At 67.7% G+C, this 13811-nt stretch carries 8 protein-coding genes and 4 pseudogenes; 6 read left to right on the plus strand and 6 right to left on the minus strand.

What is annotated here, in order from left to right:
* Window positions 1-176: 176 nt before the first annotated feature.
* From OH809_RS38860 to OH809_RS38875, 4 genes and pseudogenes are all read left to right on the plus strand, one after another.
* Window positions 177-455 (plus strand): annotated as a pseudogene (locus OH809_RS38860) (transposase); the annotation flags it as partial.
* A 15-nt stretch (window positions 456-470) separates the two neighbouring features.
* Entirely contained in the window at window positions 471-1502 is a 1032-nt protein-coding gene (locus OH809_RS38865; protein WP_406424731.1) for an ABC transporter permease, read from the plus strand.
* A 449-nt stretch (window positions 1503-1951) separates the two neighbouring features.
* A complete protein-coding gene (locus tag OH809_RS38870) occupies window positions 1952-4651 on the plus strand; it encodes a glycoside hydrolase family 97 catalytic domain-containing protein (RefSeq protein WP_406516139.1) in 2700 nt (899 codons plus the stop codon).
* 156 nt (window positions 4652-4807) lie between these two features.
* Window positions 4808-5069: pseudogene (locus OH809_RS38875) on the plus strand (ISAzo13-like element transposase-related protein); the annotation flags it as partial.
* A 474-nt stretch (window positions 5070-5543) separates the two neighbouring features.
* On the opposite strand, the gene OH809_RS38880 reads toward OH809_RS38875, so the two are convergent.
* The 4 genes and pseudogenes from OH809_RS38880 to OH809_RS38895 all read right to left on the minus strand — a co-directional run bounded on the left by OH809_RS38880 (window position 5544) and on the right by OH809_RS38895 (window position 11248).
* Entirely contained in the window at window positions 5544-6506 is a 963-nt protein-coding gene (locus OH809_RS38880; RefSeq protein ID WP_406424729.1) for a transposase family protein, read from the minus strand.
* A 94-nt stretch (window positions 6507-6600) separates the two neighbouring features.
* Window positions 6601-7266: pseudogene (locus OH809_RS38885) on the minus strand (helicase associated domain-containing protein); the annotation flags it as partial.
* A 110-nt stretch (window positions 7267-7376) separates the two neighbouring features.
* Window positions 7377-10214: a glycosyl hydrolase family 95 catalytic domain-containing protein gene (locus tag OH809_RS38890; protein ID WP_406416456.1), complete on the minus strand. Its 2838-nt coding sequence runs from the start codon at window positions 10212-10214 to the stop codon at window positions 7377-7379.
* A 515-nt stretch (window positions 10215-10729) separates the two neighbouring features.
* Entirely contained in the window at window positions 10730-11248 is a 519-nt protein-coding gene (locus tag OH809_RS38895) for a hypothetical protein (RefSeq protein WP_406416454.1), read from the minus strand.
* Window positions 11249-11460: 212 nt separating this feature from the next.
* On the opposite strand from OH809_RS38895, the gene OH809_RS38900 reads away from it, so the two are divergent.
* A complete protein-coding gene (locus OH809_RS38900; protein WP_406416452.1) occupies window positions 11461-11715 on the plus strand; it encodes a hypothetical protein in 255 nt (84 codons plus the stop codon).
* Here OH809_RS38900 and OH809_RS38905 read toward each other — a convergent pair.
* Entirely contained in the window at window positions 11681-12217 is a 537-nt protein-coding gene (locus OH809_RS38905) for a hypothetical protein (RefSeq protein WP_406416450.1), read from the minus strand. The two genes, OH809_RS38900 and OH809_RS38905, sit on opposite strands and share 35 nt — an antisense overlap.
* Here OH809_RS38905 and OH809_RS38910 point away from each other — a divergent pair.
* Window positions 12099-12404, plus strand: a pseudogene (locus OH809_RS38910) (transposase); the annotation flags it as partial. The gene OH809_RS38905 and the pseudogene OH809_RS38910 overlap by 119 nt on opposite strands.
* Window positions 12405-12437: 33 nt before the next feature.
* Here the strand turns inward: OH809_RS38910 and OH809_RS38915 are convergent.
* The gene (locus OH809_RS38915) at window positions 12438-13679 is read right to left on the minus strand and encodes an IS110 family transposase (protein ID WP_406516140.1); all 1242 of its coding nucleotides are present in this window, start codon (window positions 13677-13679) and stop codon (window positions 12438-12440) included.
* Window positions 13680-13811: the final 132 nt, after the last annotated feature.

The following is a 13811-nucleotide window of genomic DNA, read 5'->3' on the forward strand; positions in this document are numbered from 1 at the left end:
GCCGGAGCCGTTCGAGCTCTGTGGTCAGACCGTGCCCCTGCTGGTCGGCCGGGAGGCCAGACCGCTGATGGGGAGGCGTGCCCGCCGAGTGGGGCGTGAGCACTGGATCCATTAGGCCGCGTGCCGTGTCTTCCGGAGGCTGCACGAGTATTGAAGTACCTGACCAGGAGGACGAGTTGCTGCTGATCGGCGATGACTGGGCCGAAGACCACCACGATGTCGAGGTCCAGGACGCTACCGGCCGAAAACTGGCCGCCGCCAAGCTACCCGAAGGTATCGAGGGCATCGGCAAGTTCCATGAACTCGTCGCGGAGCATGGCGGTGAGGACCTCGATGCCACCGAGGTGATCGTGGGGATCGAGACCGACCGCGGCCCCTGGGTGCAGGCGCTGCTCGCCGCCGACTACCAGGTCTACGCGATCAACCCGAGGCAGGTCGCCCGCCACCACCAGCGCCTCCGGAGCAGCATCATGAGCCTCACCAGCACCCCGACCCCGGCGAAGGGCCCCTCCCACGCCACACCGCCCTCCCGGCCGAAGCTGCTCGTCGGCATCAGTGGGCAGTACGTCAGCCTCGTCGGCGCCCTCGTGCTCATACTGACGCTGTTCGGGATCCTCAACGACAACTACCTGAGCCTGTCCAACATGCAGGTGATCGCCGAGGCCGCCACCATCACTGGCCTGCTCGCCATCGTGCAGACCGTCGTCATCATCTGCGGCGGCCTGGACATCTCCGTCGGCTCGCAGGTCGGCGTCGCCTCCGTCGTCAGCGCCATGGTCTTCACCACCACCGGCTCCAACGCATTCGTGGGCATGGTCGCCGCCATCGGCGTCGGACTGCTCATCGGCGTGGTCAACGGCCTCGTCATCGTCTACGGCCGTGTCAACCCCACCATCGCAACCCTCGCCGGACTCGCCGCCTACAAGGGTCTCGCTCAACTCCTGTCCGACGGCCGCGCCCAGGGCTACGTCCTCAACAATGATGTCTTCATCTTCCTCGGCCGCGGCAAGGTAGCAGGCCTTCCCGTCATGGTCTGGATCCTCGTCGTCGTTGCCCTGACGGTGCATCTGCTCCTCAAGTACACCGACATCGGCCGCAACCTCTACGCCATCGGCGGCAACGACACCGCCGCCCGCCTCGCCGGCATCAACATCAACAAATACCTCATCTGCGTCTACGTCCTCATCGGCATCGTCGCCGCCACCGCCGGCATCCTGCTCACCGCACGCACCGGCTCCGGCCAGCCCGTCTCCGGTTCCGAAGGTCTCGAGCTCAAAGCCATCACTGCTGCGGCACTTGGCGGCGCCGCCCTCAAGGGCGGAAAGGGCGGAATCGGCGGCACCCTCCTCGCCGTCGCTCTTCTCGCGTGCCTCGAGAACGGCCTCACCGTGGAGGGCATCAATGCCTTCTGGCAGAACGTCGCCCAGGGCGTCCTCCTCGTCGCCGCCGTCGTTATCCAGCAGCGCCGCAACGGCGAACGCGCTGTCGGACTGCCCCACTGACCCTCTCCACGCCGGACCCCCCACCGCCCCCACCGGCCGCAACGTCCGGGCGGCCACCTCGTCTCACGAGAAAGCGACCCGCACGAGTTGAGGGTCTACGACACGTGAGAACCGACAAGCTCGCGGCACGCCGAAGCGTGATCGCGTGAAGGCCGGACGGCAGGGCCCGCACCTCGGTGCTGGGTTTCCGCTGGTCATGCACAAGTTCGCTGTCATACGGCAGGGATGGCACGTCGTGTCGTCCTTGCGGTTGCAGGTGCCGGATGCGGCTGTGAAGTTTCGTCGCGCACTGCAAAGCGCGCTCTTCGCACAGGTAAATCAGTCTTCCCTTTCGGACGTTCATGATGGGAGCACAGGTGATCAGGACCAGAAGTATGGCTGCACTCTGCCGGGGGTGGCTGCCGACCAGATCGGCAGCCGCGCACCGGCCAAGCTCGCACGTAGTCCCCATGCACGTTTCTCCTCGCAACCGCATCAGGGCCGCTCTGGCCGTGGCGGTGGCCACCGCCACGGCGGCGCTGGTCGCGGTCAACCCCACTTCGGCTCAGGCCAGCCCCGCCGCGGCGGCCGGCGAACCGGCCACCTGGGTCGTCACCGGCCCGTCGCCCACGGCGCCCGCGTCGGCGCAAGTCCAGCTCGACTCCGCGGGGAAGTTGACGTTCGCCGTTGCTGATCAGGGTGTGACGGTGCTCGCGCCGAGCCAGATCGGCATCGAGACCGAGACCGCTGACCTGACCAAAGGCCTTGAGTTCCAGGGGCGCGCGGACCGGATCGTCAATGAGAACTACACGATGACCGTCGGAAAGCAGCGTGAGCGGCATGCCGCGTTCCGGGAGTCGACATTCTCGTTCGTCGGGTCCGGCGGCACGCGGATGGACCTCGTAGTCCGCGTCTCCAGCGATGGCGTCGCCTACCGGTACGTCCTGCCGGAGGCCGGAGGCGTGAAGGTGAAGCGGGAGGCTTCCTCGTTCCCCCTGCCCACCGATGCAACCGCATGGCTGCAGCCGTACGTCAGTTACTACGAGACCAAGCCTGCTGAGACGACCGCCGGCGCCGCAGCGACGGGTGATTTCGGCTTACCCTCACTGTTCAATGTGAACGGTACCTACGTCCTGCTCACGGAGTCGGACGTCGACGGCCGGTACTCCGGTGGTCGGCTGACCCATCAGGCGGGGTCGGGTACGTACGGCATCAAGCTGGCCGACGCGCAGGTCACCTCCACCGGCCCGCTGGCCACACCGTGGCGTACCGCTATCGTCGGTGATCTGGCAACGGTGACCACCTCAACCCTGACCGACGACCTCGCCCCGCCGACGCGGGTGACCGATACCTCCTGGATCCACCCTGGCTCGGTCGCCTGGTCGTGGCTGGTGGAACACGACAGCCCCCGTGACCCGGCGCGTCAGCGGCAGTACATCGACTTTGCCGCGCGCAACGGCTGGCCCTACGTGTTGATCGATGCGGGATGGAACCGCAGCTGGGTGCCGGAGATAACACGCTATGCGCGCGCCCGCGGGGTCGAGGTTCTGCTGTGGTTCCACTGGACTGACCTGGACACCGCGCAGGAGCGGGACACCACGCTGCCACTGATCAAGTCCTGGGGAGTGGCCGGTGTGAAGATCGACTTCATGGAATCGGATTCCCAGGCGCGGTTCAAGTGGTACGACGACGTGCTCAAGAAGACCGCCGAGCTGAAGTTGATGGTCAACTTCCACGGTGCGACCATCCCCCGTGGCATCCAGCGCACCTGGCCACACGTGATGAGCATGGAGTCGGCCCGCGGCCTGGAGTACCTCACCCTGAATCCGCCGGACACAACCCGCGCCGCGGTCAACACGACGCTCCCGTTCACCCGCAACGTCGTCGGCAGCATGGACCCCACGCCCACGGTCTTCAGCATTACCGGCCGCGACACCACCGACGCGCACGAGCTGGCGACGTTCATGGTCTTCGAGTCCGGCTGGCAGCACGGCGCGGACTCGCCGGAGAGCTACCGGATGCAGCCCGAGGCGCTGCGGGTGATGGACCAGCTCCCCACCGCGTGGGACAAGACACGCCTGCTCAGCGGCCACCCTGGCAAGGAGGCCGTGCTTGCCAGGCGATCCGGCGACCGCTGGTTCCTCGGCGGACTCTCCGCCGTATCGGCGAAGACGTTCAAGACGCCGCTGAACTTCCTGCCGGAGGGCCAGTGGCGGGTGGAGACCGTCCACGACGGGCCGAGCGGCCTGATCCGGGAGACGGAGATCGTCAGCGCCAAGGACACGTTCTCGGTGCCGGTCGCCACCAACGGCGGGTTCCTCTCGATGATCTGCAGATACAGTGCGGACAGGTCGACCTGCGACCAGCCAGTCCGGAAGGTGCCGCAGACATCCCTGACCATGTCCTCGACCGAGACGGATGCGCGACCCGGAGACGCCGTCGACGTGAACGGAACGTTCAAGGTGTCAGCGGACGGGCCGATCACCGACGTGCAGCTTCGCGTCATGCCGCCCACCGGGTGGCAGGTTGACGGCCCCACCGTGTCGAAGCCCCGCATGCGGGACGGGGAGTCCATCGAGGGCCATTGGGCCGTCACGCCCCCGGAGAAAGCCGACTACGGCTATGTGGACCTGCCGGTGGTGGCCACCTTCCGATTCCCCAACGACCCGGCGGACCGCCCGGTGCATGTGGAGAAGGCAGTCCGGGTGTTCGTGCAGCCCCCCGCTCCGAGCGGGACCGCGTACCTCAGCGACCTGCCGTTCGTGAGCGCAACCAACGGATGGGGCCCGGTCGAACGCGACATGTCCAACGCTGATGTGGGCGCAGGTGACGGGGCGACTCTGACCATCGGCGGGAAGACGTACGCCAAGGGCATCGGGGCGCACGCGTCCAGCGAGATCACCATCTTTCTTGGCGGCGCCTGTCGCGCCTTCCACACCGAGGTCGGCGTCGACGACGAGGTGGCCGATCGTGGATCGGTGGCATATCAGGTGCTCGGCGACGGTCGGCAGCTCGCCGGGACCGGCGTCGTCCGCGGCACCGACAGCGCCCATCTCATCGATACCGACGTGACGGGGGTCAGAATGCTCACGCTGCGAGTCACCGACGGCGGTGACGGCAATGGCTTCGACCACGCCGACTGGGCCGACGCCCGAGTGATCTGCGCCTGAGCCAACCGCCAGTTGGCACTCACCCGCGCACGTAACCATGCGTCGCGGCAAGCGCCGACGGCCTGAGTCGGATTCGAGTCCCCATCAGGGGCGCTGCACATCAATCTCGGCCTGCCCAGGCCGAGATTGATGTGCAGCGGTTGGGTCTTTAGAACAGCGGTGCCGTACGGGATCTACGACCTCACGGCGAACACTGGCTGGGTCAACGTCGGCACCGACCACGACACCGCCGCCTTCGCCGTGGAATCCATCCGCCGCTGGTGGAACGGCGCCGGCCGCAGCGCCCACCCGCAGGCCGGACGGTTGCTGATCACCGCCGACGCGGGCTGCGCGCGCCTGGACGACTGAACTCGCCGCCCTGGCAGCGGAGACCGGGCTGCCGGTCACACTGTGCCACCTGCCGCCAGGGACTCAACGCCGTTGCTTGAGTGCAGCAAGCAGTTCACGGTGACCCCGCAGCGGTCCGGTCGTTGGACTCGGCATGCATCCGTGGGTGGGGTTATCCGATCATGTGCAGCTGGGGGTGGTGACTCGATGGGTGAAGAAGGTTGGCGCCCTGCCGGCCGGGTTCATGGTCTACTTCACGCTCGCCGTGCGCAACGAGTGTCCAGCATCACGGGAAAGTTCAGTCGTAGAACTCCACCCGAAAGCGGGACAACACCCCAAGCGCCTCCACGCCGTCGGCGGCATCGGGAAGACTCGTCATCAGCGGCCGTTCCTCCGTGCAGTGTTGCTCGACACTGCACAGCGTGGAGGACGGCCGCTGCCGCTGTCCGCGAGAACTCCCCAAGTCAGCCCGTCAAGTGACGTGCGACGTTAAACGACAAGCTTACGGGCTGCCCCGCGATTGATGTTGGGTCGTGCTGGCCTGGAGGTTCGGCTGGTGGATGATTCAGCAGGCCGTGGTGCGGACGAGCACGAGCTCGGTGCTGGGCTTGCGCTGGGTGGCCCGCTGGGCAGCACGGTCGGAGACCAGGGCCGCGACAGCGCGGTGGGTTTCGCCGTAGGTCTCGCGCCGTCCGGTGAACCGCTGGAGAGGGCGCCACTGGCGGTGTTCGGCGTTGGCGTGCTCGACGCAGATCCGGCGGGAGGACTGGCGGCGTTTCGCTTCGCGCCAGCCGTACCGCTCGCTCAGCGGGGCGTCGTCATCGTCGAGGCCCTTGGGTTTCTTCGGCGGGGCCGAGACCTGGCCGGGGAACTCGTTGGCCAGGCCCCGGTATCCGTCGTCGACCTCGGCTTTTACGCCGGGATGTTGGTAAAACTGCTCGGCGATGCCCTCGGTGCGCAGGGCGGTCTGGTCGTGCATCCGGCCCGGCCGTTCGGCTCCCGACCACAGGGTCCGGCCCTGGTGGTCGCTGATCGTGGTGGTCTTGATGGTGTTCTGTTTCCGCTTGCCCGAGACGAACGCCCGTCGGCCGGGACGGTTCGCTTGCGGGCGGCGGACCTGGGTCTCCAACCCGTCGATCCGCAACGTCACCTGCTCGGCCTCCGCGTAGGCGAACACGTCCTCCAGCGTGCGCAGCCGTACTCCGGGGCGGTTAGGCACGGCGAACCCACGCTTGGCCAGCAGCGGACGGATCTCGCCGATCGCCCGGCCGACAGTGGAGGAGTCGACCTCATAGATGACGGCCAGGGCCTGGTGGGTCAGTCCGGTCCGCAGGTGGACAAGGGTCGCCAATACCCGGTCGGTGAAGACGAGTTCGTACTTCGGCCCGGCCCCGGCTTCCCGTCGACGCTTGGCCTGGCGCCGGTCATGCCGCCCGGACTCACAGCGCGCTTCCCAGCGTGGCGCGAGTTCTTCGATCAACTCGCCGAGATGTTGGCGCGAGACGCCGCAGAAGGCAGGATGGGCCATGGCCGCGCGGGCCTGCTTGATCTTCACACCTCAAGAACCCGCGCGGCCATCGTCACGTCACGGCACACCCCCGATCAATCGCGGGGCAGCCCGTTAGCTGCGCGGTGCGTTCCGTCGCCCGTTCCGGGTGCTTGCCCAGGCCGTTCTTCGCTCCCTTCCGCCGGAGGTTGGCCATGTGCTGCCCGATGGGGATCATCGCCTCGCCTTCGCCCCAGACCGCGTCCTGACGGGGTGCGAGGTGCCCGGTGGCCCGCCGATAAGACCGCAGCGCGGCGAGCTTGGCCTCCCAGGCTTCCTCGCCCGGTTCCCACACCATCCCGGCCTCCGGTGCGTCCAGCAGTTCCTTGCGCCGCTCCTCGAGCTCCCCGGCCCGCAGCGCCTTGCGCTGCTGGTGCACCCACCTGCCCAGCGGGAAAGCCTTCGTGACGCCGACGTCGGTCTCGGTGTCGTAGGGGACGGCGTGCAGGCCGGTGATCTCGTTCTCGGCTCGCCAGCGGATGAGGGCCTGGTAGCCCTCCAGTTACACCAGGGATTCCGGCCCGGTAGACCCGCGTGCGGAGGAAGGCCGCGATGGTGGCGGCGGCCCGGGGGAGGAGAAGTGGAGCAGGACCGACTCGGCAGCGGCGTCGGTGCGGTGCTCCTGGTCCTCGCCGTCGGCCCCGACGATCCGCCCGTCCTCGTCGCGCCGGACGTGGACCATGCGCTGTCCGCTGGTGAGGGCGCGGGAGGCGAGTTGCTCCACGAGGTGCTCGGAGTGTGAGGAGGCCGTCCGGCGATTTCTGCGCGGCCCTCAAGGCGCCGCGTCGACCACGGCTAGCAAGAGGGGCGCGTGCCCGGCGACCGACGTCGCCGGGCACGCGCCTCGGTGGTTCAGCGGAATGTGGCTGCTAGCGCACTGAGTGCCTCAACCAACTTCGTACTCGCCTTCCCCTTTTGTGCCGCGTTGTCGAGCTGCCGGATGACCGCACGGTTCGACGCGGGCGATTGCGCAAGGTGCTCTGCCTGCGCGATGTGCTGCCGGACCTGTTCCGCGGCGGAGCTCGCGAGCTCCCCGACAGTCTCGGCGCGATCGACGTGCCAGGAGACGTTGGCGAACCCAACACCTACGGGCTCGAAGGCGATCGTGTAGGTCTGCCCCTTGGTCGTGTCAAACGAGATCTCGTCCGAGCCGTTGGCTTTTACGGCCACGAGGTTGCCGTCCGCGTCCTTTACCGTAGTCTGCGCGATGCTCGGGTAGTCACCGACGAACGTGCCGCCGTTGCGAGCCGTCACCCGGAACTCCGTGGCGGCGCCATTTGCCCACTTCATGTCCAAGACGAAGTTTCCGCGCGCGACGAGGCCGTCGACGCTCCCGTCCTTCCACGCACTGGGGAGTGCCGGGAGGAACTGGGTGTAGCCGAGCTGGCTTTGCACGAGCATCTCGGTCATGCCTGCGGTCAGCCCGAAGTTGCCATCGATCTGGAACGGAGGGTGGGAGTCCAGCAGATTGTCCATCAGGCCGTTCCGGTTCCCGGCGAGCATCGCGCGCACCATGGAGTAGGTGTCCTCGGCGCGGCCGGTCCTGGCGTACATGTTGATCTTCATAGCCTTGGACCAACCCGTGCCGTTGAGGCTGCGCTGCTCGAGCGACTTGATGGCAGCATCCATCCACTCGGGCGTGTCCTTGCTGATCAGCGTGCCGGGGAAGAGCCCGACGAGCTGCGATGTGTGGCGGTGCACAGAGCCTTGGTTGGCGCTGCCACCGGCACCGAAGTTCCAGATGCCCACCTCGGGGAGATCGCCAGCCTGGGCCTTGCCGAGGGTGGTCTCCTCGAACCACTCCTTCACCTGACCTTGCTGCCCGATCAGGATCGGGTTGAGCTGCGACTGCTTGTCCTGCCACACCGCGCGCAGGTCCGCGTCGACCCCGAGTTTCTCGGAGGCCTCGATCGCCATGCGGTAGAGCTCCCACACCAGGGACTGGTCGTATGCGGTTCCGACGGCTGTCGGGCCCTGCTCGGCTGAGACGCTCGGCGCCACGGTAAGTCGCTTCTGGTACGGGCTGTACCAGAGGTACTCGTTCCAGAACGCGGCCATCTCCTTGAGCATGGGGTACGCGGTGTCGCGCAGGAAGGTCTCGTCGCCGGTGAAGAGGTAGTAGTCGTAGAGGTTCTGCATCGCCCACGACGATCCGCCGATGTTCCAGCCGTACTCCTGCGAACCGATCGGCGCGGTGTGCCCGAACGGGTTCACCTGGGTGTTGATGAGGAATCCCTTGCTGGTCCCGAGCGGCGCGTTTGCGAAGTCCTCGGTCTTCACCGCTGCGGACCGCTCAGCCGTCAGTCGACCCGGAACCACCAGCGACTCGACGAACTCGTTGAACGGCACCTGGGTCTCGGCGAGGTGGGTGATCATCGCCGGCCAGTAGTTCATCTGGGCGTTGACGTTGAAGTGGTAGTCCGCTCCCCAGAAGGCGCTCGCGCTGCCGATCATCCACAGGCCGCAGAGGTTGGTGGGAAGGTCGCCGATCCGCGAGCCGGCGATGCTGAGGTAGCGACCGAACTGGTACGCCATCTGGTCGACTGCGAGATCGTAGGATCCTGCGCGGTAGTTCCTCATGAGCTGATCGGTGGGGATGTCGGGCACGGTTGCGCCTACGTCGAATTGCACGCGCGAGAAGAGCTCCTGGTAGTCAGCCAGGTGTCTATCGAGCAGGACGCCGTATCCGCTGGCGATGGCGGAGTCCACGCGTTGCGTGAGTTTGCCGTGCGGGTCCTCGCCTCGGTACGTCGGGTAATCGTTCTTGTAGTTCGTGCCCGTCGAGTAGACGAGCGTGACGGTGTCGGCGGCGGTGACCGTCAGCGTGCGGCCATCGCTGCTCGAGACAGCTCCGCCCTCGTTCTGCAGCTTGAGCTGCATCTCGGCCCGCATCTGGTTGTCGCTCACCTGGCCGGCGAGGGTGATCCGCTTCTCGTTCGGATCTGCGGTGGCAGTGGTGGTCAGTCCGCTCGCCGCCGTCGTCGACGTCGTGAAGGTGAGCTTGCCCGGCCCGGAGGCACTCAGGCGCACCACGGCGACCTGGTCGGGATAGCTCACGAAGTACTCACGCTGGTAGTGCACGCCGCCGTGGTCGAAGTTCACAGTCGAGACGGCGGTGCTCATGTCTAGGTCGCGGACGTAGTTCGATGCCGATGCGTCGGTGATGCCGGTGGCGCTGAAGTCCAGGTAGAGGTCACCAAAGTCCTGGTACATGCCCATTCCACCTGTGTTGCCGAACATCAGGCTGGTGAGTTGCGGGTTGGCGCCGCCGGCGCCGGTGGGCGGGAGGCCGAAGACGTTGGTGGCCTTGTTGTCGAGAGCGAGGCGGTAGTTGTTCAGTTGCTGAGGCGTGATCGCTGTCGCCTTGTTGCCACCGAGGTAGGTGCGCCCATTAGCAGGCCCGCCTGTCCACAGGGTCTTCTCATTGAAGTGGAGGCGGTCTCGCCCGGGGTTGCCGAATGCCATCAGGCCAGTCGTGCCGTTGCCCTGCACCAGCGCCTGGTTCTCCCAGTCAGACACCGGGGTGGTGTACCACATACGCAGGGGATTGCCCTTGGAGTCCGCGAGTTGCGCGGTGGCCGCCGTCTGGTTACGGGGCGCCCCAAGAGCGCCGGGTGCCATGATGGCGGAGGCCAGCCATGGCAACGCCACCAGCACGCTGCGGCGTCGAAGTTTACTTCGCATGTTCATGTTGACCTCTATCAGAGCGGCGAGCACGGGATGACCGACGTGATTGGCCCCGTTGGGCTGGAGCGACGACCCCACCACCTTTGGGACCGCCCGACCCGTTCAAGCGGGCACCGGCAACGCCCGGCAACTGCCTCCTCCTCGAGTGGTCTCGTCGTTGAGCGACTGGGAATTGGGGACAAAGAGATCGGATGAATCGCTTGGTCGACTGGCGACTTGGCCGGAAGTATGCACGACCTATAGAAGAAGAGTCAACGAATCTGCGGCGGGGGACCGCTAAGAGATCCGATGTGTGTGGTGTCAGCGGACCTGGAAAGGTCCCCGGTGGCGGACATAACCCCTGCTGGCGGACATGTGATCTCCCCAGTGACGGCCAGTTGGCCCAGATCCGCTCCGCCGGTGGGAAGGTGTCGGGGGCGTCCTCGGCGAGCCGGGCCACGACCGTCGGCACCCCGGCCGCCATCGCCTCCGCCTCCCCGATCCGGCTATGGAACGACAGCACTCGCCGGAAGCGCTCCTCAACCGCGGCACGCATCAGCCCCTGTCTGAACGGCGGCAAGCCGCGCGCCGCGTACGGCCGCGGAACTGGTGTCCTCGCTTGTGAGCGCCGCGTGCAGCTCGGGGTCGCGAATGTCCAGGCACAGCACCTGATACGGCGCCACCAGCCCCAGCCGGATCGCCTCCGACAACCGCAGCTTGTAGGCCACCGGCCCGAAGACGGGGGAGTCCTCGTCCATGCTCGCCACCAGCCGCGGCGCCTCGCCCTCCACCTCCCAGATACGCGCTGTGGCGGTCATGTACAGCCGCCGCACCGCCGGGAACTGCTGCTGGTCATGCACCACAGCCCACGGCTTCCCAGCATCACCACTGACCCTGTGCGCCTCGTCTACGACCATCAGGTCCCACACCGCCAGGCCGCCCTCGTGCGCCCGCTGTAGGACGCCTAGCCCCCCGGCCGCGTACGTGGCGAATACCGTCACGGTGTCCAAGCCGGTTGCCCAGGCGACCAGTTCCTCAGGGTCGGTCGTGCAGGGCACGCCGTCGCTCTCCTCGGCACGCAGGGAACAGACCCCGACCATCGCGCATCGCCGACGCCCGCCGCAAGGCGGCCGAGCTCGTCGAGGGCTCCGGCGTCACGTACAAGCAGTGCTCGAAGTCCGGTCCGGTCAAGGCCGTCGCCGCCGCCCGCCCGGTCTGGCGGTTCGAGAATACCCTCCAGGCTGCCGCCTCGACGATCAACGGTACCGGCGTGCGGGACGGGGACGTCGTCGTCGAGTCCGAGCGGGTCGTCGCGGTCGTCGTCCGCACCGCCGTGATCGCCATCACCGCCGAGCGCGGCCACCTCCTCGACCTGACCGTCTCGATCTGCGAGTTCCGCAAGGGCCAGTACGCCGAGGCCGCCGACCGCGCGGAGGCCGAGGCCCGGAAGATCGGCGCCATCGTCGACCCGCTCCACGCCTCCGCCTCGGTCAAGGCGTGCCGGTACTCCAGTCGCACTTCGTGATCTGACGGGGCGCCGGTTGACGTGGGGCGCCCGGGCATGGGCGAGGCCACCTGTTGATCATGGTGTTGTGACGCAACATGAAGATCAGGCGGCCTCTGCCGTCAGCATAGATCCCTCGCTGTTCCAGGAGAAGTTCGACGAGCTCGCCGCCGAACTGGCACCGCTGTTCGCCCGCCGTGAGCCGCGGGCGCACGCCTCGGCGTACGTGCGCGGCCTGCTGGCCGATCTGCCACGCAAGAACTGCTGGACCCTGTCCGAACAGGCCGGAGCGGCACCCGCGTTCGGGATGCAACGACCGCTCTACCAGGCGGTGTGGGACGAGGAAGCCGCCCGCGACGCGGTGCGGCGCTTCGCCGTGCGCCACCTGGCCGCGCCCCGGCGCGGTGCTGGTCTTCGACGAGACCGGCCAGGAGAAGAAGGGCAGCGCCACCGCCAGCGTCGGCCGCCAGTACACCGGCACGACCGGGCAGGTCAGCAACGCGGTGGTCGCGGTGTACTGCACCTACGCCAGCGCCCTGGGGCACTGCCTGATCGACGGAGACCTGTACGTCCAGGAGCACTGGACCAAGGACCCCGACCGATGCGAACGCGCGGGATTAGGACGGGACTTCACCTTCCGCACCAAGACCGCCATCGCCCTGGAACAGGCCCACCGCACGGTGCCCGCGGGGCTGATCATCGACTGGGCAGCCGGGGACGAGACATCCGATGCGGAAGATCTGTCAAGCGGCCTCCGTGAGTTGAGCGTCAGAGGGTGCAGGGAAGGCGACTGTCTCGCTGTAGCAGACGCGGCGGGTGAGGCAGTGGTGGAGGCAGCCGAGCATGCGGTTGAAGAGGTTGCGCTGGGCGGCGGTGTGGCGGTCTCCGGCCTCGCGGCGGCGGTCGTAGTGGGCTCGGGCGCCGTCGGAGTGGGACATAGCGGCGAAGGCCCACATGTAGCCGACGCCGGCCAGCCGCTGGTTCTTGACCCGGCGGGCCAGGACGGCCACGCTCTTGCCCGAGGCCCTGGTGATCGGGGCCGACCCGGCGTAGGCCTTCAGGCCCTTGGCGTCGGCGAAGCGGGATCGGTCGTCGCCGATCTCGGCGAGCACCCGGGCGCCGCTGAGAGTGCCGAGCCCTGGGAAGCTGGTGATGATCTCGGCGTCCGGGTGTTTCTCAAAAGACTCCACCGCGGCCTCGGCGAGGTCGTCGGCGCTGGTGCAGGCGGCCTCCATCTGCCGCAGCAGCGCGAGCGTCTGACGTCCCATCGCCTGTTCGACCAGGGGGAGTTGGCGCATCTGGGGCAGGCGGAGTGCGGCATGGAGGCGGTCGGCCTCGGCGTCGAGGGTGTTCTTTCGGCCGGCCTTCTTCAACAGGGACCGCAGCTGGGCGCGGGTGAGTCGGGCGGCCTGTACGGGGGTGGGGGCGGCGGCCAGCAGGGTGCGGGCGATTGGGTGGCACACCCCCTCGCGGCGGACGCCGACCGCGGCGAGGAAGCCGGGGAAGTACTCGCGCAAGTGCGAGGTGAGCTTGTTGGCGGCCTGGGTGCGGTCCCACACGGCATTCTGCTGGGCGCGGGCGAGGACCGCGACGGCCTGGGCGAGTTCGGTGTCGGCGGGCAGCTGGCGGTGGGCGGCGGCATCCGTGCGCAGGATGTTCGCCAGCACCATGGCGTCGAGGTGGTCGGACTTCTTGCGGGAGACCGCGTGGCGGTCGCGGTAGCGGGCGGCGGCCATCGGGTTGATCGCGTAGACAGGGCGGCCGGCCGCGCGCAGGCAGGCGACCAGCAGACCGCGGGAGGTCTCGATGGCCACCGGGACGGGGGCCTCGGCGGTGTCGCCGTGCTCGGCGAGGAGCTGCAGGAGCTCGGCGAGTCCCTCGGCGGTGTCGTCGATCCGGGCCTTGGCCAGTAACGATCCGGTGTTGTCGACTATGGCGGCGTCGTGGTGGTCGCTGGCCCAGTCGATGCCGCAGGACACCTTCAAAGCGGTTCACGTCCTCTCGGTCGAATTGCCTGTCGTGGCTGGTCACAGCCGTGCGGGGCACGCGTCTCCCTAATGGCAGGGCTCGATGGCCCGTCATCCGATTAGCCGTTCGTGACCCCAGCGACCCGCAGG

The organism is Streptomyces sp. NBC_00873 (assembly GCF_045207415.1).
In the GTDB taxonomy this organism is placed as follows: domain Bacteria; phylum Actinomycetota; class Actinomycetes; order Streptomycetales; family Streptomycetaceae; genus Streptomyces.